Below are 21226 nucleotides of genomic sequence, written 5' to 3'. Positions count from 1 at the left end.
GGCCTTCAGGCCGTGCCGGCGGCCGGCAGGCGGGCGAGGTCGTCGGGCCCGAGGGCGCGCAGGAAATTCTCGCCCCAGCCCTCGGGCGAGGTCTCGGCGATCGCCGCCCAGCACTCCCGCCAGCGCGCCCGGCGCTCGGCGAGCGGCATGTCGAGCGCGGCGCAGATCGTCTCCGCCATGCCCTCCGCGTCGTGCGGGTTGACCAGCAGGGCGGCGGCAAGCTGCGCCGCCGCGCCGGCGAAGCGCGAGAGCACCAGCACGCCGGGATCCGCCGGGTCCTGCGCCGCCACATACTCCTTCGCCACCAGGTTCATGCCGTCGCGCAGCGGCGTCACCACGCCGACGCGCGCCTGCCGCATGAAGCCGGCGACGGTGTCGCGGGTCTGCGGCCGGGCGAGGAGGCGCAGCGGCACCCAGTCGGGCTCGCCGAACTCGCTGTTGATGGCGCCCGCGGCGCTGTCGAGCTCCTGCCGCAGGCGGCGATAGGCCACGACATCCTCGCGCGAGGGGGCGGCGATCTGCAGCATGGCGAGGCTGCGCGGGGTGCGGCGGGCGACGACGCGGCGGAAGGCCTCCAGCCGCTCGGGCAGGCCCTTGGTCGGATCGAGCCGGTCGACGCCGAGCAGCAGCGCCTGGCCGCGCAGCGAGCGGGAGAGGAGCTGGTAGGGCTCGGTCGCGGCCTGGGCCGCGGCGGTGGCGGCGAATTCCGGGGCGGCGATCTCGGCCGGGAAGACGCCGAGCCGCACCGGGCGGCCGCCGAGCTCCAGCACATCCTCGGCCAGCCGCGCCGCGCCGGCGAAGCCGACCGCCGTCGCGGCGAAATTGTCGCGGTCCGCCAGGGTCTGGAAGCCGAGCAGATCGGCCTGCAGCACGTCCTGCACCAGGCCGCGGATGCCGGGGGCCACGGCCGCGGCATCCGGGGCCGGGAAGGGGACGTGCAGGAAGAAGCCGGTCGCGCCCAGCACGCCGCGCTGCCGCAGCGCCCCGGGCAGGGCGAGCAGGTGGTAGTCGTGCACCCAGATGCGGTCGTCCCGTCGCAGCAGCGGGACGAGGTTGTCGGCGAAGCGCCGGTTGACCTTGCGGTAGATGTCGAGGTCCTGCCGGCGGAAGCTCATCAGATGCGGCAGGCCGTGCAGCATCGGCCAGAGCACGCCGTTGCTGTAACCGGTGTAGTAGCCGCGATGCTCGGCTTCTGTCAGGTCGATGGTGGCGTAGCCGACGCCACCCCGCTGCGTGAGGCCGGGCGGCGCGGCGGCGTCGGTGACCGCGCCGCTCCATCCGAACCAAAGCCCGCCCCGGCGCTGCATCAGCCCGAGGAGCGCAACCGCCAGCCCGCCTGCCTGCCCGGCATTGCCCTGTGGCACCGGCACACGGTTGGAGACGACGACGATCCGGCTCATCCCACCTCCAGCAGCGCCACCGGTAGGCGGGCGAGCACCTGCCCGACGGGCAGGCGGTCACCTCGGGCCGGCTGACCCTCCCCGGTCAGTGCGTCCCGCCAGTGCCGTGCATGCCATGAAGGCGGGAGAAGCAGATCGGTTCCGCGCCATTCCGCCGCCGGCAGCAGCGGCAACGCCGAATCGCCGAGCGGCCGGCCCGGCAGCCGCATCACGACCGTGAGCACGGCCTTGTCCTGCCGGCTGCGGAGGAAGGCGAGGACGTGCTGCGCCATTGGCCCCTCGACGGCAAGCGGCTGGTAGTCGCCCGTGGCGAAGAGCGCCGCATGCGCGCCGCGCAGGGCGAGGGCGCGGGCGATCACCGCCTGCTTCACCCGCCCGTCCCGCCAGGTCTCCAGCAGGGCATCGGGCGGCGCGGCGGCCTCCAGCGCGACGCGCCGGCCCTCCCAGTCGACCGGGCGGCGGTTGTCGGGATCGACCAGGGAGAGATCCCAGAACTCGGTGCCCTGGTAGAGGTCCGGCACGCCGGGCGCGGTGCAGCGGAGCAGCGCCTGAGCGAGGCCGTTCGCCGCGCCGGCCGGGGCGATGCGCGCGGCGAAGCCGGCGATCTCCTCGCGCATGTGGCTGGCCCGCTCGGGCGCCATGATGGCGGTGATGAACTCCTGGCAGGCGGCCTCGTAGTCGAGGTTGGGCACCGCCCATTCGGTGCGGCGCTTGGCCTCGCGCAGCGCCTTCTCCTGCCAGGCGGCGACCCGCTCGAGGAAGGCGCCGACCCCCGCCTCGTCCCCGGGCGCGAGGTCGAGCGGCCAGGCGCCGACGAGCGTCTGGTAGAGCATGAGCTGGGCGCTCATCCCCGGCGCGGCGCCGTCCGGCAGCTCCTTGCGCAGGGAGGCGTTCAGCCGCGACCAGCGGCGCACCGCCGCGCCCCATTCCTCGTGCAGCTCGGAGAGCACGGCGAGACGGGCCCGGACATCCTCGCCGCGCTTGTGGTCATGCGTCGCGGTCGCCAGCAGGGCGCGGGGGAAATGCCGTGCCCGCGCCCGGGCCGAGGCGTGGAAGCCGGCGGGCGTCACCGCGAAGCGGCCGGGGTCGGAGCCGACCTCGTTGCGCGAGAGCAGCCGGCCGTAGCGGTAGAAGGCGGTGTCCTCGATGCTCTTCGCCGTGACCGGGGCGGAGAGCTGCTGCACCCGCACCGCCGCCGCCAGGCGCTCGCGCCGCTGCACCGGCGGCAGGCTGCGCGGCGGCTCGCCGCCGAGCCAGCTATCGAGCAGCTCGAGCAGCGGCCGGTCGGTGGCCCGCACGGTCCGCCGCGCCCCGGCCAGCGCCCAGTCGAGGATGCGCTTGTCCTCGGCGCTGCGGCCGCCCTGGGTGATGTAGAGCCGGTAGACCGGGAAATGCACCAGCACCTCGGTCAGCGCGCGGCGCAGGCCGGTGAGCGTGAAGTCGCGCGTCGTCAGGTCGCGCATCGCCACGCGCTTCAGCGCCGCCGCGGTGCCGTTCAGCTCGGAGGCGAGGTTGTCGCGCAGGATCTGCCGCTTGGCGAGGCGCGCCTCCTCGTCGAAGGCGCCGGGCCGGCCGGTGCTCTCGGTCCAGAGCGTGGTGAGCGGCGCCTCGCCCTCCGGGTCGTGCAGCACGCCCGCGGCCTCGTCCATGAAGTCGTAGCCGGTGGTGCCGTCCACCATCCAGTCGGTGCGCAGCGCTTCGAAGGGGGCGAGGATCTTCTCCACCCAGATCAGCGGCGGATGGCCCGGCCGCACCGCCTGCATCCGGCGGTGCAGCTTGCGGCAATAGCCGCGCGGATCCGCCAGGCCATCGACATGGTCGATGCGCAGCCCGTCCACCGCGCCCTCGGCGTAGAGCTTCAGGATCAGCTCATGCGTCGCGTCGAACACCTCCGGCAGCTCGACCCGCATGCCGGCGAGGGAGGTGATGTCGAAGAAGCGCCGCCAGTTGATCTCGTCCGCCGCGGCGCGCCACCAGGCGAGGCGGTAGTGCTGCCGCTCCAGCAGCCGGTGCAGGGATTGCCGGCCCTTCTCGTCGCGCGGATCGAAGGCGGCGAGGGCGGTGGCGATGCCCGTCGCGCCCGCCTCCGTCTCGGCCCGCGCCGAGAGGGCGCCGCGCAGCGCCGCCGCCTGTTCCCGCGCCTGGGCGCGCTCGCGCTGCTGCAGGCCGACGCGGCCGAATTCGAGCGCGAAATCGGCGAGCTGCGGATCGCCCGCCGCCTGCAGGATGTGGTGGTAGTGCTGCGGCGCGATCGGGAAGCGGTGCTCGAAATACTGCGCGTGGAAGCGCCCCTCGGCGCGGTCGAATTGCAGGGTGAGGTCGCCCGAGGCCAGCGCCTCGCCATAGGGCGCGCCGAGGAAGGGGGCCAGCATGCGGCCGGAGAGCGTGCGGTCCGGCGGGTCCCAGTCGATGTCGAAGAAGGTGGCGTAGGGGCTCTGGCGGCCCCATTCGAGCACGTCGAGCCACCAGGCGTTGTCCGAGCCGCCGACGCCCATGTGGTTCGGCACGATGTCGATGACGAGGCCGAGGCCATGCGCCTTCAGCGCCGCCGAGAGCCGGCGGAAGGCCGGCTCGCCGCCGAGCTCGGGATTGATCTGGTTGTGGTCGACGATGTCGTAGCCATGCGTCGAGCCCGGCCGCGCCTTCAGGATCGGCGAGGCGTAGAGATGGCTGACGCCGAGCCGCGCCAGGTAGGGCACCAGCGGCACCGCATCGTCGAGGGTGAAGCCGGCGTGGAATTGTAGGCGTGCGGTAGCGCGCGGGCCTTGCGGCCCGGTGTCGCGCGCCGGGTTCGCCATCGGTTGGGTCTCCGTCGGTTCAGGAACAGATCGCTGCAGGGCAGAAGCACCGGCGGGGCCGCTGCGGCTCCCTCACAAGATCGCGCGGCACCGTCGCCCTCAGTGCGGCGGGACCTGCGGCCGGGCGCGGGCGAGCTGGCCGAGGCGCCGCGCCACCGCGGGCTCGTCGAGCAGCGTGCTGGCCTCGCCGGGCAGGCGGCGGCGCCAGTTGGGGTGCTGCTCGACGGTGCCGGGCAGGTTCGGCTGCTCGGGGAGGGCGAGCGCATCCTCGAGCGGCAGAATGGCGAGGGCGCAGACGCTGCCGCCGACATGGGCGAGGGCGGCCTCCACCACCGTCGCGGCCGCCGCCTCCGCCGGCTGGTCGCCAGTCGCGGCGCCGCTCTCGAGGAAGGCGGTCCAGAGCGCGGCGCGGTCCGCCTGCCGCTGTTCCGCCTCGTGCGCCGTCGTCGCCGCGTCGGGGAAGAGGCCGAGCCGGGAGCGCCAGCCGATGTCGCGGCCCTGCCACCAGCCGACCACGGTCGGCAGGTCGTGCGTCGTCGTCATCGCCGCGGCGTTGCGCGACCAGTCCCGCGGCGGCCGGAAGCCGCCATCCGCCGCCTGCTCGAACCAGAGGACGCGCATGCCGAGGATGCCCGCCGCCTCCATCCGGCCGTGGAAGCCATCGGGCAGGGTGCCGAGATCCTCGCCGATGACGATCGCCCGGTGGCGATGCGATTCGAGGGCGAGCAGCCGCAGCAGGTCGTCGATCGGGTAGCGCAGATAGGCGCCCTCGGCCGGGCCGGCGCCGCGCGGCACCACCCAGAGGCGTTGCAGCCCCATCGCATGGTCCACCCGCACGCCGCCGGCATGGCGGAAGGCGGCGCGCAGCAGCTCGAGATAGGCGCCGAAGCCGCCGGCCCGCATCTCGAGCGGCGAGAAGGCGGTGAGGCCCCAATCCTGGCCGAGTGGCGAGAAGATGTCGGGCGGCGCGCCGACCGTGACATCGGGCAGGATGGCGCGCTGATGCGACCAGGCATGGCTGCCGCCGCCATCCGTGCCGACGGCGAGGTCGGCGATGAGGCCGATCGGCATGCCGGCCTCGCGCGCCGCCTGTTGCGCGGCGCCGCGTGAGGCGTCGGCGAGCCATTGGCAGAAGGCATGGAAGGCGATCTCGGTGGCATGGTCGCGGGCGAAGCGCCGCACCCCGGGGCTGTCCGGCGCCTGGAACTCGGCCGGCCAGTCGCGCCAGTGCCAGAGGCCGGGATCGCGCGCCAGCAGATGCGCGTGCAACGCCTCGAACCGGGCATGCGCCTCGAGCGTCGCGCCGGCCTCGCTGCGATAGGCGACGAAATCCGGATGGTCGGCGGCCTCGGCGAAGAGGCGGCGCAGCCGCGCCTGCTTGCGCCGCGCCGCGTCGGGCCAGTCGATCAGCCCGTCCCGCGGCTCCGGCGCCGGCTCCGGCGGCTGCGCGCCGAACACCGCCGCCGGATCGGCGTAGAGGGTGTTGAGGTAGATGCGGGAGGAGGGCGAGTAGGGCCCGTATTTCCCCGGATCGGCGGCGAAGAGCGCATGCGCCGGGCTGACCGCGATGGCGGCGCAGCCGCGCCGTCCGGCGGCGTGCGCCAGCGCGGCGACGCCGCCGAAATCGCCGATGCCCATGTCGTGCGGCGAGCGCAGGGAATAGATCTGCGCTGCCAGGGCCCAGGGCAGGCTGCCGCCATGCGTGGCGGCGCCGAGATCGGCCAGCGTCAGGCAGCGCGGCGGCGCGGCGGCGACGATGCAATGCGCGTCGTCGAGATGCAGCCGGTGGTAGCCCGGGGTGGAGATGGCGGGCAGCCGCGGCTCGCCGCCCCAGCCGCGCTCCAGATGCCCCTCGATGCGGTCGCCGCCCTCGATCTCCAGCCGGAAGCGCTGGCCGACCGTGGCGCCGGGGATGGGCGCGCCATCCGGGCCGACGGTCAGGGTGATGAGGGGCGGCAGGCGCCCGGCCAGCGCCGCGAGCGTCGCCTGCGCCTCCCGGGCCTCGGGCGGCAGGCCGAGCGAGGCGAGCACGGCGCGCAGGGTCTCGGGCGAGACATGCTTCTCCTCCCCGCGCACGTCACGCCAGGCGGTGGCGATCCCCACCGCCTCGGCCATGTCGCGCAGCTCCTGGTCCGTGGTCATGCCTGCCCTTTCGTCATGCCCCGGCGGCCGGCGGTGCCAGCAGGGCGACCGTGCAACGGGGCGGGAGGGTTCCGGCCGCCAGCGCCGCCGCGGCCCCCGGCGCGCCCTCGAACAGCGTCTCGCCAACCGGACCCGCCGGCAAGGCACAGCCCGTGGCCGCCTCGCCGAGATTGGTCGCCAGCGTCAGGAGGCTGCCATCGCCAAGCTGCCAGCGGGCGAGCACGGCCTTCGGCCCGACCGCCTGCGCGCCGAGCGCCCGGGCGCCGGGCAGGTGCGGGACGAGGCGCGCCCGCCGCAGGGCGAGCAGTTGGCGGTGCAGCGCCAGCACGGCGTCGTGCGGCGGCCGCGCCGCCTCGGCCGGATCGGGGATGGAGGCGCGGAAGGTCGCCTCGGCATTGGGGTCGGGGATGCGCTCACGCCGCGCCGGGTCCTGGAAGGCGGCGAATTTGGCGAATTCCTTGCGCCGCCCCGCCGTCACCAGCGGCGCCAGCTCGGCATTGTGGTCGGTGAAGAAGAGGAAGGGCGCGCTGGCGCCCCATTCCTCGCCCATGAACAGCATCGGGATCTGCGGCGAGAGCAGCAGCAGCGCCGTCGCCGCCGCCAGCGCCTCTGGCTCGGCGAGGGCGGCGAGCCGTTCGCCGAAGGCGCGGTTGCCCACCTGGTCGTGGTTCTGCAGGAAGAGGACGAAGGCGGTGGGCGGCAGATGCGCCGAGGGCTCGCCGCGCGCCTCGCCGAGATGCGCCGAGCGCTGGCCCTGGAACAGGAAGCCCTCGGCCAGCACCTTGGCCAGCTTCGCCGCGCCGTCCTCGGCGAAATCCTCGTAGTAGCCCTCGCGCTCGCCGGTCAGCAGCGGGTGCAGGATGTTGTGGCCGTCATCGTTCCACTGGGCGTCGAACGCGCCGCTGGGGCGCAGGTGATGCGCGCCGTTGCGCTCGTTCTCCAGCACCAGATGCACATGCCGGTCGGGGATCTCGCGCCGGATGCGGGCGGCGAGGGCATCGAGCCAGGACTCCTCGGCGATGGCGTGCACGGCATCGAAGCGCAGCCCGTCGAAGCGGTACTCGTTCAGCCAGAAGAGGGCGTTGTCCTCGAAGAAGCGGCGCACCGCCGGCTTCTTGAAGTCGATGGCGGCGCCCCAGGGGGTGTGGATGCCCTCGTCGAAGAAGGGCTTGGCATAGGCATGCAGATAGGCGCCGTCCGGGCCGAAATGGTTGTAGACGACGTCGAGGAAGACCATCAGCCCGTGGCCGTGCGCCGTATCGATGAGGGATTTCAGCGCCTCGGGCGTGCCGAGCGCGGTATCGGGGGCATAGGGCAGCACGCCGTCATAGCCCCAATTCCGCCGGCCCGGGATGTCGTTGATCGGCATCAGCTCGATGGCCGTGACGCCGAGCTCGGCGAGGCGCGGCAGCGCCGCCTCGACGCCGGCGAAGCCGCCCATGGCGCCGGCATGCAGCTCGTAGAGCACCACCTCGTGCCAGGGCCGGCCGCGCCAGCCCGGCTCGCGCCAGGCATAGGCGCGCGGGTCGAGGACGATGGAGGGGTCGTGCACGTCGCCCGCCTGCAGGCGCGAGGCGGGATCGGGCACGGCCAGGTCGGGCGAGACCCGGAAGCGATAGCGCGCGCCGGCGCCGACCGGGGCCGTGGCTTCGTGCCAGCCCTCGCCCTGCGGCACCATCGGCTGCGGCGGCCGGCCCTCGATCTCGAGCGTGACCTCGGGCGCATCCGGGGCCCAGAGGCGGAAGCGCGTGCGGTCGGGGGCGAGCAGCGTCGCGCCCCACCCTGTCTCCTGCGCGACGCCGCTCATGCCGCCGGCAGCCGCGTCGCGAGCAATACGGCGCCATGCGGCGCGACGGGGACCGCCTCGTCCAGCACCGGTCGTTCCTCGGCCTCGGGATGGCCGCTGTCCAGCATCAGCGTCCAGCCGAGCCGCGGCGTCGGCAGGGCGAAGGCGTGCCCGGCGCTGTCGGCATTCAGCAGCAGCAGCGTGACCTCGACGCTGCCATCCCCGGCGGCGGCGGCGCGGCGGAGCGCCAGGGTGCGCGCCTCGGGATCGTTCCAGGCCTCGGGCGTCATGGCTCTTCCGTGCTGATCGAACCATGCAATGTCGTTCAGGCCGGGCCGAAGTTCCGTCACGCCATGCAGGAAGATCGGCGGGCGCAGGGGGGAGAGGCGCTGGCGGAGCGCGATCAGCCGGGCGGTGAAGCGTTGCAGCGCCAGCGCCTCAGGCCGCGCCGCGCGTTCCCAATCCACCCAATTGGTCTCGTTGTCCTGGTTGTAGGCGTTGTTGTTGCCCTTCTGGGTGCGCAGCATCTCGTCGCCGGCCAAGAGCATCGGCGTGCCGGCCGAGGCGAAGACGGTGACCAGCATGGCGCGCAGCACCGCATGCCGGACGGCGACGATGTCGGGGTCCTGGGTCTCGCCCTCGACGCCCCAGTTGCGGCTGAAATTCTCGTTGTGGCCGTCGCGGTTGTCCTCGCCATTCGCCTCGTTGTGCTTGCGTTCGTAGGAGACGACGTCGAGCAGCGGGTAGCCGTCATGCGAGGCGGCGTAGTTGACGCTGGCCCAGGGGCGGCGCCGGCGATGGTCGAAGAGCTCGGCCGAGCCGGTCAGCCGCGCGGCCAGTTCGGCCCGCATGCCGGCATCGCCGCGCCAGAAGCGGCGGATGCCGTCGCGGAAGCGGTCGTTCCACTCGGCGAAGCCGGGCGGGTGGTTGCCGAGCTGGTAGCCGCCCGGGCCGATATCCCAGGGCTCCGAGATCAGCTTGACGCGGGAGAGGATGGGGTCCTGCCGCACCGCGTCGAAGAAGCCGCTTCCCGGATCGAAGCCGGTGCCCTCGCGGCCGAGGATGGTGCCGAGATCGAAGCGGAAGCCGTCGATCCGGTACTCCGTCACCCAGTAGCGCAGGCTGTCCATGACCATCTGCAGCACCCGCGGATGGCTGAGGTTGACGGTGTTGCCGGTGCCGGTGTCGTTGATGCAGTGCCGCTCGTCGCCCGGCATCAGCCGGTAGTAGGAGGCGTTGTCGAGCCCGCGCCAGCATAGCGTCGGGCCGAGCTCGCTGCCCTCGCAGGTGTGGTTGTAGACCACGTCCATGATGACCTCGATGCCGGCGCCGTGCAGGCGGCGCACCGCCACCTTCAGCTCGTTGCGCATCCAGGATTCGATCAGGTAGCGCGGCTCCGGCGCGAAGAAGGCGAGGGTGGAGTAGCCCCAGTAATTCCGCAGCCCCTTGGCGACCAGGAAACGGTCCTGCAGGAAGGCGTGGATCGGCAGCAGCTCGATGGCGGTGACGCCGAGCCGCTGCAGGTGCTCGATCACCCGCGGATCGGCCAGGGCGCGGAAGGTGCCGCGCTCGCGCGGGGCGATGTCCTCGCGCCGCATGGTCAGGCCGCGGACATGCGCCTCGTAGAGGACGGTGCGGTCCCAGGGCACCTGCGGGTTGCGGTCGTCGCCCCAGGCGAAGCTGTCGTCCACCACCACGCATTTCGGCATGGCGGGGGCGCTGTCGCGGCGGTCGAAGGACAGGTCGGTGCGGCCGCCGCCCGGCCGGTAGCCGAGCAGCACGTCGGACCAGCGCAGCTCGCCATGCAACTGCTTGGCATAGGGGTCGAGCAGCAGCTTGTGCGGGTTGAAGCGATGGCCGTGCCGCGGCTCGTAGGGGCCGTAGGCGCGGTAGCCGTAGATCTGCCCCGGCCGCGCCTCGGGCAGGTAGCCGTGCCAGACCTCGTCGGTGCATTCCGGCATGGGCAGGCGGGCGATCTCGCGCCGGCCGGAGGCATCGAAGAGACAGAGATCGATGCGTTCGGCATTCGCCGAGAAGACGGCGAAATTGACCCCGAGCCCGTCCCAATTCGCCCCCAGCGGATCGGGCCGGCCGGGCAGCAAATGGTTCGGTGTGGGCGGCATGCTACCCCTGTGGTCTGGATGTGCCGGGCCGGACGCCCTGGAGGCTGCGGAGGCCGGCCCCTCCTGTCAGCGGCCCCGCGTGGCGCGCCCCGGGCCGCCGGGACCCTCGCCCCCGGCGCGCCGGCGCGATGGCTGCCGCCCCTCAGCCGCCCTGCGGCACCAGGATGAGGACCGCGAGCGGCGGCAGGACGAGGCTGAGGCTCTCGCCGAAGCCGTGACTCGGCGTGGGCTCCGCGGTGATCCAACCACCGTTGCCGCTGTTGGTCCCGCCATAGGCGGCGGCATCGGTGTTCAACATCTCGTGCCAGGTGCCGCCGCGCGGAACGCCGATCCGGTAGCCGTGGCGCGGCACCGGCGTCATGTTGCAAACGACGAGGGCCGGCGGGTCATTGGCGCCGCCGAAGCGCAGGAAGGCGAAGACGCTCTGCGCCCGGTCGTCGCCCACCACCCAGCGGAAGCCCTCGGGCGCGGCGTCGCGGCGGTGCAGCGCCGGCACCGCGCGATAGGCGGCGTTGATGTCGTTCACCAGGCGCTGGATGCCGCGATGGCCGGCATCGTCGAGCAGCGGCCAGGCGATGCTGGCATCGTGGTTCCACTCCGCCGGCTGGGCGATCTCGCCGCCCATGAAGAGCAGCTTCTTGCCGGGATGCGTCCACATGAAGCCGAGATAGGCGCGCAGATTGGCGAGCTTCTGCCAGGTGTCGCCCGGCATCTTCCCAACGAGCGAGCCCTTGCCATAGACCACCTCGTCATGGCTGAGGGGCAGGATGAACTTCTCGCTCCAGGCATAGACCAGGCCGAAGGTCATGCTGTCGTGGTGGTACTGTCGGTGCACCGGATTCTGCTCGATGTAATGGAGCGAATCGTGCATCCAGCCCATGTTCCATTTGTAGTCGAAGCCGAGGCCGCCCTCGCCGGTCGGCCGGGTCACGCCGGGCCAGGCCGTGCTTTCCTCGGCGATGGTGACGGCGCCGGGGCAGCGTTCCGCGACGACGGCGTTCATCTCCTGCAGGAAGGCGACGGCCTCGAGATTCTCCCGCCCGCCGAAGCGGTTCGGGATCCACTCGCCGGCCGGCCGGGAGTAGTCGCGGTAGAGCATGGAGGCCACGGCATCCACGCGCAGCCCGTCCACATGGTAGTGCTCCAGCCAATGCAGCGCGCTGGCGAGCAGGAAGCCGCGCACCTCGTTGCGGCCGAAATTGTAGATCGCCGTGTTCCAGTCGCGGTGGAAGCCCTCGCGCGGATCGGCATGCTCGTAGAGCGCCGTGCCGTCGAAGCGGTAGAGGCCATGCGCATCGGTCGGGAAATGCGCCGGCACCCAGTCGAGGATGACGCCGATGCCGGCGGCATGGGCACGGTCGACGAACCGGGCGAAGCCGGTGGGCGAGCCGAACCGGGCGCTCGGCGCGAACATGGAGAGCGGCTGGTAGCCCCAGGAGCCGCCGAAGGGATGCTCCATGATCGGCAGGAATTCGAGATGGGTGAAGCCCATGCCCTGCACATAGGGGATCAGCCGGTCGGCCAGCCGGTCCCAGTCGAGCGATTCGCCCTCCGCATCGCGCCACCAGGAGCCGGCATGCACCTCGTAGATGGAGATCGGCGCGCCCGGCGCCTGTGCCGCGCCGCGCCGCGCCATCCAGCCCTCATCCGTCCAGGCGAAGGGAGCCGGATCGAGGACGCGGGAGGCGGTGGCCGGCGGCAGCTCCGTCGCCTGGGCGATCGGGTCGGCCTTCAGCGGCAGAAGCGCCCCGTCCGGCCCGACCAACTCGTATTTGTAGACGGCTCCGGGTTGCAGGCGCGGGATGAACAGCTCCCACACGCCCGCTTCAGGCCGCAGCCGCATCGGATGGCGCCGTCCATCCCATCCGTTGAAATCGCCGACGACCGAGACGCGGCGCGCATTCGGCGCCCAGAGCGCGAAGCGCACGCCGGGCACGCCCTCCATCTCCATCGCCTGCGCGCCGAACACCTTGGCCAGCTCGAAATGCCGGCCCTCGCTGAAGAGATGCAGGTCGAGCGATCCGAGCAGCAGGCCGAAGGCATAGGGATCCTCGGTCTCCTGCGTCAGCCCCGGCCATTCGATCCGCAACCGGTAGGGCACCTGGCGCGACACCCGGCCGGAGAAGAGGCCGGCCGGATGCACCTTCTCGAGCCGGCCGATCTCCTCGCCGCCATCGCGCGCCAGCACCGCGACGCCGCGCGCCCCAGGCTGGAAGCTGCGCACCTCGCCGTCATGTGGACCGAGGAGGGAGAACGGGTCGCCGTGGCGGCCCGCGGCCAGCGCGTCATAGGACTGATTCATGCAGTGATCCGCTCCGCCAGGGAGGCAAGGCCACGCAGCGGCACACCGATCCAGGCCGGACGGTTCGCCGCCTCGTAGCGGATTTCATAGGCCGCCTTCTCGATCAGGAAGAGGTCGAGCAGCGCAGCCTCGGCGTCCGCCGGCACCCAGGGATTGGGCGCGGCGGCCTCCGCCGCGTGATAGGCATCGAGGAAGGCACGCTCGGATTGCTGCTGCCAGCGGGCGATCAGCGCCGTGCGCCGCTCGGAGGGCGCGGCCGCCGAAGCGCCCGAGCCTTCCGTCGAGTTCGCCACGTGCGACACGTAGTCGAAGCTGCGCAGCAGGCCGGCGACATCGCGCAGCGGGCTGCCCTTGGCGCGCCGCTCGGAGAGCGGCCGCGCCGGCTCGCCCTCGAAGTCGACGATGACGGCATCGCCCTGCGCCACCAGCACCTGGCCCAGATGGAAGTCGCCATGCACGCGCGTCTTCAGCGCCCCCGCCGCCGATTGCGCCAGCCGGTGCGTCGCCGCGCGCAGCGCATCGGCCCGCGACAGCAGCCGCTCGGCGAGCGGGGCGATATCCTCCGGCAACTCACGCGAGCGCAGCAGCTCGAGCGCCGGGTCGAGCTGTTCCAGCGCCCCCTTCGCCCAACCCGCGCGGTCCTCCTCCGTCGCCGTCTCCGGCGCGAAGGCCGGCTGGTCGGTCGGCTTCGCCAGGGCTGCGTGCAACTCGCCCAGGCGGCGGCCGAGCGCGCCGGCGAAGGCCAGATAGCCGGCGAAAGGGTCCTCCGGCGGCGTTTCGGTCAGCGCCGCCTCGTCAACGGCGCGGCCGAGCCAGTCGAGCGTCCAGGCCCAACCATCGCCCTGGTTGCGGACGAAGCCCTGCGCCAGCATCAGCGTGTTCGGCGTGCCGTCCGGCGCGATGCGCACCACCTCGCCGAGCAGCGGCGCCGTATTGGCGAATCCCGCCTCGGTCAGGTAGCGCGTCATCTCGGCTTCCGGATGGATTCCGGGATTGATGCGCCGGATGATCTTCAGCACGACCTGGTCGCCATAGATGAGCGAGGAGTTGGACTGCTCGGCCGAGAGCCGGCGGATCTCCGGCGCGTCCGGCAGGGTCAGCTCGGCGAGGCGCGAGGTGGACCGGAAGTGGATCTCGCCGTCATCGGTCTGCAGCGCCAGGCCGTCGCGCAGCGCCTGCAGCGCGGCGGTCGGCAGGCGGTTGTCGGCGAAGGCGTCGGTCAGGAAGCCGACCCGCCGGCCCTGCCGCAGCCGCGTCAGGGCCAGCTGCGCCGGCAGCGGGCCGATGCCATCCGTGTCCTCGACGCCGCCGAGGGGCAGGGCATAGCGCTCCACCCGCCCCGGCAGCCTGACCTCAACCTCGGCCATGACCACCGCGCCCTTCGCTTCGGGCAAGGCGGCGATGGCGGTCAGGCGGACACCCTCCAGCGTCTCGCCCTTGGCGGCGAACCAGCGCCGCTTCGGGAGGTAGGCAGGCAGGATGTCCCGCTCGATCTCGCCGCGAACGGCGTCGCCAAGGAGTTCCTTCACGTCGGCCTTCAGGACAAGGGTTCGGAGGTCAGGCAGCGGCTCGGGCGAGGGGGCGTGCCAGGGCGGCAGCGCCTTCTCGGTGGCGAGGACGAACCAGTAGAAGCCATAGGGCTGCAGGGTCAGCAGGTAGGGAAGCTGACCGATCGGCGGGAAGCTCGTGCCGCCCAGCATCTCCACCGGCACCTGCCCGCTGCAGGCGGAAAGGTCGAGCTCCACCGCCTGCGCCGAGCGGGAGAGGTTGAAGACGCAGAGGATTGTGTCGCCGTCGTATTCCCGTAGATAGGCCAGCACCTTGCGGTTCGCCGGATAGAGTAGCCGCATGCTGCCGCGGCCGAAGGCGCGGCTGCGCTTGCGCACCGCCAGCATGCGGCGCATCCAGTTCAGCAGGCTGTGCGGGTCGCGCGACTGCGTCTCGACATTCACGGCCTGGTAGCCGTAGAGCGGGTCCTGCAGCACCGGCAGCACCAGCGCCGCCGGATCGGCCTTCGAGAAGCCGCCATTGCGGTCCGGCGACCACTGCATCGGCGTGCGCACGCCGTCGCGGTCGCGCAGGAAGATGTTGTCGCCCATGCCGATCTCGTCGCCGTAATAGATCACCGGCGTGCCGGGCATGGAGAGCAGCAGGCCGTTCATCAGCTCGATGCGGCGACGGTCGCGCTCGAGCAGCGGCGCGAGACGGCGGCGGATGCCGAGGTTGATGCGCGCCCGCTTGTCGGCGGCATAGGTGTTCCAGAGATAGTCCCGCTCGCGGTCGGTGACCATCTCGAGCGTCAGCTCGTCATGGTTGCGCAGGAAGATCGCCCATTGGCAGCCATCCGGGATGTCGGGGGTCTGCCGCAGGATGTCGGTGATCGGGAAGCGGTCCTCCTGCGCGATGCCCATGTACATCCGGGGCATCAGCGGGAAATGGAAGGCCATCTGGCATTCGTCGCCGTTGCCGAAATACTGCTGCGTGTCCTCCGGCCACTGGTTGGCCTCGGCGAGCAGCATGCGGCCCTGGAAGCCCTGGTCGAGCTTGCTGCGGATCAGCCGCAGCACCTCGTGCGTCTCCGGCAGGTTCTCGTTGTTGGTGCCCTCGCGCTCGCGCAGATAGGGCACGGCGTCGAGCCGCAGCCCGTCGATCCCGATATCGAGCCAGAAGCGCATGACGTTCAGCACTTCCGACAGGACGCGCGGATTCTCGAAGTTCAGATCCGGCTGGTGGCTGTAGAAGCGGTGCCAGAAATATTGCCCGGCCACCGAATCGAAGGTCCAGTTGGACTTCTCCGTATCGAGGAAGATGATGCGCGTACCGTCGTACTTCTGGTCGCTGTCCGACCAGACATAGTAGTTGCGGTGCAGCGAGCCGGGCGGCGCGCTGCGGGCGCGCTGGAACCAGGGATGCTGGTCGCTGGTGTGGTTGATGACCAGCTCGGTGATGACCTTGAGGCCGCGGGCATGCGCCTCCCGCACGAAGCGGCGGGCATCCTGCAGCGTGCCGTAGCTCGGGTTCACCCCGCGATAGTCGGCGATGTCGTAGCCATCGTCGCGCAGCGGGCTCGGGTAGAAGGGCAGCAGCCAGAGCGTGTCGACGCCGAGCTCGGCGATGTAGTCGAGCTTCTGCAGCAGCCCGGCGAAGTCGCCGATGCCGTCGTCGTTGGCGTCGAAGAAGCTCTTGACGTGGAGCTGGTAGACCACCGCGTCGCGGTACCATTGCGGGTCGCGCGGATGCGATGCCACCCGGTGCACCGTGGCCGGGCCGCCGCGGCGCGGCGCGAGGGGCTGGGTGGCGCGCAATTCGGCCATGGAGGGGCTGAGGTCCCTGCCGTCGTCGCTGCGGCGGGACATCACACGCCCCCCGCCGGCCGCACCCGCCAGATCCCGAAGGGCAGGCCGCCGGGATCCAGCCGAAGTCGCTGCACCTTGCCCTGCCAGGTGAACTGCCAGCCCGTCATCAGATCCTCCGCCTCCAGCGCCGCCCCGTCCGGCAGCCCCCATTCCCAGAGCGGCAGCTCGACCGCCGCCTCCTGGACGTTGCGCGGATCGAGGCTGACGGCGCACAGCACCACGTTGCTCCGGTCCGTGGTGGCCTTGCGGTACCACAGGACCTGGTCATTGAAGGCGTTGTGGAAGGCGATTCCCAGATGCGTCTGCAGCGCCGGGTTGCCGCGCCGGATCATGTTCAGCCGGGTGATCTCCTCCACGATATCGCCGGGCCGCCGCTCCGGCCAGACCCGGATCTCGTATTTCTCCGAGTCCAGGTATTCCTCGCGCCCGGGCAGCGGCGTCGCCTCGCAGAGCTCGAAGCCCTGGTACATGCCCCAGAGGCCCGAGAGCGTGGTCGCCAGGAAGGCGCGGATCAGGTGCGCGGCGCGGCCGCCCGTCTGCAGGAAGGGCGGGTTGATGTCGGGCGTGTTGACGAAGAAATGCGGCCGGAAGAAGTCGCGCGGCGCCGTCGTCGTCAGCTCCGTCAGGTAGTCCTGGATCTCCTGCTTGTAATTGCGCCAGGTGAAGTAGGTGTAGGACTGGCTGAAGCCGATCTTCGCCAGGCGGTACATCACCTTCGGCCGGGTGAAGGCCTCGGCCAGGAACACCGCCTCCGGGCATTGCGCGCGGATGTCGGCGATCAGCCATTCCCAGAAGGGGAAGGGCTTGGTGTGCGGATTGTCCACCCGGAACAGCCGCACGCCCTGGTCCACCCAGAAGCGCACCACGTCGCGCAGCGTGATCCAGAGCGAGGGCACCGAGCCCTCGTTGTAGAAATCGACGTTGACGATGTCCTGGTACTTCTTCGGCGGGTTCTCGGCGTAGCGGAGCGAGCCGTCCGGCCGCCAGTCGAACCAGTCCCGGTGCTGCTTCAGCCAGGGATGGTCCGGGCTGCACTGGATGGCGAAGTCGAGCGCCAGCTCGAGGCCGTGCTCCCGCGCCGCCGCGACCAGCCGGCGGAAATCCTCGAGCGTGCCGAGCTGCGGATGGATCGCGTCGTGCCCGCCCTCCTCCGAGCCGATGGCGTAGGGGCTGCCGGGATCGTCCGGGCCCGGGGTCAGCGTGTTGTTGCGCCCCTTGCGGAAGGCCCGGCCGATCGGATGGATGGGCGGGAAGTACAGCACGTCGAAGCCCATCGCCCGGATATGCGGCAGGCGGCGGATGACGTCGTCGAAGGTGCCGTGCCGCGCCGCGTCGCCGCTCTGGCTGCGCGGGAACAGCTCGTACCAGCTGGCGAAGCCGGCACCGGTGCGCTCGGCGTCGAGCGGCATCTCGGCGCTGCGGGCGCGGAAGGGGCGGTCGTCGGCCTCGGCCATGAAGCGCGCCGTCTCGGGCGCCATCAGCAGCGTCAGCCGCTCCTGGTCCGGCGCGCCCTGCAGCCGCTCGGCGAGCTGCGACAGCGCCCCGCCGGCGCGCTTGCCGGCCGTGGTGACCAGGATGCGTCCCTCCTCCAGCTCCAGGCCGATCGGGACATTGGCGGCGTGCTTCTTCTCCAGCTCGTCGCGGAAGGTGGCGAAGGCGTCGCGCCAGGCCTCGACGGCGAAGACGTAGCGGCCCATGCGCTCGAGCGGGAAGCGCGCCATCCAGCGGTCGTTGCCGAGCGGCGTCAGGCGCGTCTCGGACCAGGCGGTCTCGTCGGCGGCGCGCCAGAGCAGCACGGCGCCGAGCTTGTCGTGGCCGTCGCAGATCAGGTCGCAGGTGACCTCGACCACCTCGCCGACCGTGCGCTTGACGGGGAAGCGGCCGCCATCCACCGCCGGCGCCACCGCCTCGATGCCGATGCGCGGCGCCGCCGCGGCGGCGGCGACATCCGGGGCCGGGGTGACGGCCGCGGCGGTGCGGATCGGCTGCGGCGGCTCGGCCGCGTAGAGCCGCACCTCGCCCGGGGCGAGCTGCACCGTGGCGAGCGGCGTCAGCACCTCGGCCGCTGCCGGCGAGACCGACCGGAAGCGCGCGAAGGCGGCGCCGGCGCCCGGCAGCAGCGTGGCGAGGGCGACGCTGGCGCCGTCGTGCAGGTCGGCATTGGCGAGCACCAGTGTCGCCGCCCCGGCCTCGCGCACATCCGGCGCCACCGCGCGCAGCAGCGCCGTCACGGAGGCGCCGGGGCCGGAGAGGGGACGCAGCTCCGCCCGGGTCAGCGCCCGCCCGGCCAGCGCCGCATTCGCCGCCCGCAGCTCGGCCGAGAGGTCGAAGCCGGTATGGGCGCGCAGCCACTCCCAGTCGCCGGGCCGGTCGCGCGCCGGGTCGAGCGGCCGGCGGGCGCCGTATTCGAAGCCCATCGGCACCAGAAGCCCGCTGCCGATGCCGCAGGCGAGGCGGAGCTGCCGCTGCGCCTCCCGCTCGGCGCTCCAGCTATCCGGGTCGCGGGCGGCGAGACGGGGGCCGAAGGGCGGCTCGACGGTGGCGATCACCGGGGCGATGGCGGCCAGCCGCGCCGCCTCCTCGGCCAGCCAGCCGCCCTTCAGGTCCCACCAGCCGAGGCTGTCGAAGACCGCGGCGAAGCCGGCCCCGGCGAGCGGCGCCAGGTCGCCGGCCGGGATGCCGGCGGTCCAGGCGAGGAAGCGGCAGTGCGGCAGCGCGGCGGTGAGCCGGCGCCAGACCGCGGCTGGCACCCGGTGCGGGGCGTCGCAGCGGAAGCCGGCGATGCCGGCCTCGGCGAAGCGGCCGAGCCGTGCCTCCCACCAGGCGCCGAGCGCCTCGGCGACCTCCGGCGCCTCCCAGCGGGCGCGGGCGGTGCCGCGCTCGGGCGGCGCCTGCCGGGGATCGGGCGGGCCGGACTGGCCATCGCCCTCGAACCAGTCGCGGTGATCCGCCCGCATCGCGCCCTCGGCGGCGACACGGTCGAGCACGATGTCGAGGTAGAGGGCCAGTCCGGCCGCTTTCGCCTTGGCGGCGAGCGCCGCCAGGGCCGCCGTCGCATCGCCATCGGCGTCGAGGATCGGATGCGGCGCATCCGGATCGGCCAGATGGTAGATGTTGCCGGTGGGTCCGGCGGCGAAGGGCGGGGCGACCAGGGCGGTGTCGAAGCCGAGCTCCGCCACCCGGGCGAAGGCCGCGTCCCATTGCGGCAGGGTCCCCACCAGGAGCGGGTGCAGCAGGTAGATCCGGGGCGCCGGCGGTCCCGTCACCACGGCGGCCGCCGATGCCGCCGGGAGCGCCACCGGTGCCGCCGCCTGGGCCTCCGCCGGCTGTCGTGGCGGCGTGGCCGGCGTCGGCCCGGCTGCCGCACGCGCCGCTGCTTTCGGCTTGCTGCCGCGTCGTGCTGCCATCATGTCCCCCGTAGCCATGTCCGGCGCGAAACGCCGCTCCAACCGATCGGCGCCATCGATTGGTATCACGCATGCGCGAGATGTGCGCCGGCGCGCCCCGGCACGAAACCGGCATGGAGCCGGCGAGACCGCCCGAGGAGGCCCCCATGCCCGAGCCCGACCGCTTCGACCCAGCGGCGTATGTCGCCAGTGTCGCCCCCGCGGTAGGGTTGCGGCTCGATGCCGCGCGCCAGGCCAGGGTCGCGGCGGCGCTGGCGCTGGTGGCGCGGGTCGGGGCGCCGGCGCTCGCGGTCCCGCTCGACGAGACCGCCGAGCCGGCGCCGGTCTACCAGCCATGACCCCGGGCCCGGCCCTCGCCCTCGCCGCCCGCATCCAGGCCGGCGAGACCACCGCGCGCGCCGTGACCGAGACGGCGCTGGCCCGCATCCGGGACCGCGGCCCGGCGGTGAACGCCTTCACCGCCCTGCTCGCGGACCGGGCACTGGCCACCGCCGCTGCCCTCGATCGGCGCATCGCGGCCGGCGAGGCGGTCGGGCCGCTGGCCGGCCTGCCCGTCGCCGCCAAGAACCTGTTCGACCTCGCCGGCATCCCGACCCTGGCCGGCAGCCGCATCCGCCGGACCGCGCCGCCGGCGACGCGCGACGCCTTCCTGGTCCGGCGATGGGAAGCGGCCGGGGCGATCTGCCTCGGCGCGCTCAACATGGACGAGTTCGCCTATGGCTTCACCACCGAGAACAGCCATGACGGGCCGGCGCGCAACCCGCACGACATGGCGCACCCCGTGGGGCGCATCGCCGGCGGCTCCTCCGGCGGCTCGGGGGCGGCCGTCGCTGCCGGGCTGGTGCCGCTCAGCCTCGGCACCGACACCAATGGATCGATCCGCGTCCCCGCCTCGCTGAACGGCGTCTGGGGCCTGAAGCCGAGCTATGGCCGGCTGTCCCGCCACGGCGCCTTTCCCTTCGTCCATTCCCTCGACCATGTCGGGCCCTTCGCCCGCAGCGTCGCCGACCTCGCCGCCGGCTACGATGCCCTGCAGGGGCCCGATCCTGAGGATCCGGCGCAGGCGCCGCAGCCGCCGGCGCCGGTGCTGCCCGGCCTGGGGGCCGGGATCGGCGGCCTGCGCATCGCCGTGCTGGGCGGCTGGTTCGGCCGGCAGCAATCGGCGGCGGCGCGCAAGGCGGTGGCCGCGGTGGCGCGGGCGCTCGGCGCGACGGCGACGGTGGCATGGGACATGGCGGAGGCCGCGCGCGCCGCCGCCTTCCTCATCACCTCGGCCGAGGGCGGCGCGCTGCACCTGCCGACGCTGCGGACGCGGCTCGAGGATTACGAGCCGCTGATCCAGGACCGGCTGCTGGCCGGCGCGCTGCTGCCGGCGGCCTGGGTCTCCCAGGCGCAGCGGGTGCGGGGGCTGGCGCGGGAGTCGATGCGGGCCCTGCAACGCGACTGGGACATCCTGCTCGCCCCGGCGACGCCGGTGCCGGCCACGCCGATCGGCCAGGAGACGTTGGAGCTGGACGGCGCCAGCCTGCCGCTGCGGCCCTCCCTGGGGCTGTTCACCCAGCCGATCAGCGCCATCGGCCTGCCGGTCATCGCCGCGCCGGTGCCGCGGGCCGAGGGGGCGCTGCCGATCGGCGTGCAGCTCATCGGCCGGCCCTTCGAGGAGGCGGTGCTGTTCCGCGCCGCGGCGGCGCTGGAGGCGGCCGGGGTCTGCGCCGCGCCGGTCGCGCCGGATTTCGCGGCGGGGGCGATCTGATGCCAACGGCATGAAGGATTCATTCATGCCGAGCGCCCGAACGGGCGCCGCGCCCAGTGGCGCGAAGCCAAGCAACTGTCTTTTGTGTGAATGTGGTGTTTTAGGCTGGGGCGTAGGGTTTGTTGTCGCGGATGAGTGCGTTGGCGAGGACGATGAGCT

At 72.8% G+C, this 21226-nt stretch carries 10 protein-coding genes; 2 read left to right on the top strand and 8 right to left on the bottom strand.

The genetic code is table 11. The annotated features are described in order from the left end of the window. Positions 1-5 precede the first annotated feature (5 nt). From DOO78_RS11435 to DOO78_RS11400, 8 genes are all read right to left on the bottom strand, one after another. Positions 6-1400: an alpha,alpha-trehalose-phosphate synthase (UDP-forming) gene (locus DOO78_RS11435; RefSeq protein ID WP_111469905.1), complete on the bottom strand. Its 1395-nt coding sequence runs from the start codon at positions 1398-1400 to the stop codon at positions 6-8. Then, positions 1397-4198, bottom strand: a complete 2802-nt coding sequence (treY, locus tag DOO78_RS11430; RefSeq protein WP_111469904.1) for a malto-oligosyltrehalose synthase — start codon at positions 4196-4198, stop codon at positions 1397-1399. The genes DOO78_RS11435 and treY overlap by 4 nt, the downstream gene beginning before the upstream one ends. Positions 4199-4297: 99 nt before the next feature. Next, positions 4298-6340 carry a 4-alpha-glucanotransferase gene (malQ, locus tag DOO78_RS11425; RefSeq protein WP_111469903.1) on the bottom strand — a complete coding sequence of 681 codons (2043 nt, stop codon included), beginning with the start codon at positions 6338-6340 and terminating at the stop codon, positions 4298-4300. Positions 6341-6353: 13 nt separating this feature from the next. Next, positions 6354-8147, bottom strand: coding sequence for a malto-oligosyltrehalose trehalohydrolase (gene treZ, locus DOO78_RS11420; protein WP_111469902.1), 1794 nt, complete (start codon positions 8145-8147; stop codon positions 6354-6356). Beyond that, on the bottom strand, positions 8144-10249 hold the full coding sequence (glgX, locus tag DOO78_RS11415) for a glycogen debranching protein GlgX (protein ID WP_111469901.1): 2106 nt from the start codon (positions 10247-10249) through the stop codon (positions 8144-8146). Before glgX ends, treZ begins: the two co-directional genes overlap by 4 nt. 142 nt (positions 10250-10391) lie before the next feature. Continuing rightward, positions 10392-12551 (bottom strand): 1,4-alpha-glucan branching protein GlgB, encoded by a 2160-nt coding sequence (gene glgB / locus DOO78_RS11410; protein ID WP_111469900.1) that lies wholly within the window; start codon positions 12549-12551, stop codon positions 10392-10394. After that, positions 12548-15907, bottom strand: coding sequence for a maltose alpha-D-glucosyltransferase (gene treS / locus DOO78_RS11405; protein ID WP_243634513.1), 3360 nt, complete (start codon positions 15905-15907; stop codon positions 12548-12550). Before treS ends, glgB begins: the two co-directional genes overlap by 4 nt. Then, positions 15907-19206, bottom strand: a complete 3300-nt coding sequence (locus tag DOO78_RS11400; RefSeq protein WP_243634512.1) for an alpha-1,4-glucan--maltose-1-phosphate maltosyltransferase — start codon at positions 19204-19206, stop codon at positions 15907-15909. The genes treS and DOO78_RS11400 overlap by 1 nt, the downstream gene beginning before the upstream one ends. A 254-nt stretch (positions 19207-19460) precedes the next feature. Here DOO78_RS11400 and DOO78_RS11395 point away from each other — a divergent pair, with 254 nt between their 5' ends. Further along, on the top strand, positions 19461-19652 hold the full coding sequence (locus tag DOO78_RS11395; protein WP_165838842.1) for an AtzG-like protein: 192 nt from the start codon (positions 19461-19463) through the stop codon (positions 19650-19652). Continuing rightward, a complete protein-coding gene (locus tag DOO78_RS11390) occupies positions 19649-21067 on the top strand; it encodes an AtzE family amidohydrolase (RefSeq protein WP_111469898.1) in 1419 nt (472 codons plus the stop codon). The genes DOO78_RS11395 and DOO78_RS11390 overlap by 4 nt, the downstream gene beginning before the upstream one ends. Positions 21068-21226: the final 159 nt, after the last annotated feature.

Origin of the sequence: Roseicella frigidaeris (genome assembly GCF_003258945.1) — a bacterium.
Lineage (GTDB): Bacteria > Pseudomonadota > Alphaproteobacteria > Acetobacterales > Acetobacteraceae > Paracraurococcus > Paracraurococcus frigidaeris.
The sequence above is the reverse complement of the archived record's forward strand: the minus strand, read 5'-3'. Positions and strand labels throughout refer to the sequence as shown.

Bases quoted from the DNA above. Each gene is read 5' to 3' on its own strand.
- DOO78_RS11435 (WP_111469905.1), bottom strand. From the start codon at position 1,400: ATGAGCCGGATCGTCGTCGTCTCCAACCGTGTGCCGGTGCCACAGGGC.
- treY (WP_111469904.1), bottom strand. From the start codon at position 4,198: ATGGCGAACCCGGCGCGCGACACCGGGCCGCAAGGCCCGCGCGCTACC.
- malQ (WP_111469903.1), bottom strand. From the start codon at position 6,340: ATGACCACGGACCAGGAGCTGCGCGACATGGCCGAGGCGGTGGGGATC.
- treZ (WP_111469902.1), bottom strand. From the start codon at position 8,147: ATGAGCGGCGTCGCGCAGGAGACAGGGTGGGGCGCGACGCTGCTCGCC.
- glgX (WP_111469901.1), bottom strand. From the start codon at position 10,249: ATGCCGCCCACACCGAACCATTTGCTGCCCGGCCGGCCCGATCCGCTG.
- glgB (WP_111469900.1), bottom strand. From the start codon at position 12,551: ATGAATCAGTCCTATGACGCGCTGGCCGCGGGCCGCCACGGCGACCCG.
- treS (WP_243634513.1), bottom strand. From the start codon at position 15,907: ATGTCCCGCCGCAGCGACGACGGCAGGGACCTCAGCCCCTCCATGGCC.
- DOO78_RS11395 (WP_165838842.1), top strand. From the start codon at position 19,461: ATGCCCGAGCCCGACCGCTTCGACCCAGCGGCGTATGTCGCCAGTGTC.
- DOO78_RS11390 (WP_111469898.1), top strand. From the start codon at position 19,649: ATGACCCCGGGCCCGGCCCTCGCCCTCGCCGCCCGCATCCAGGCCGGC.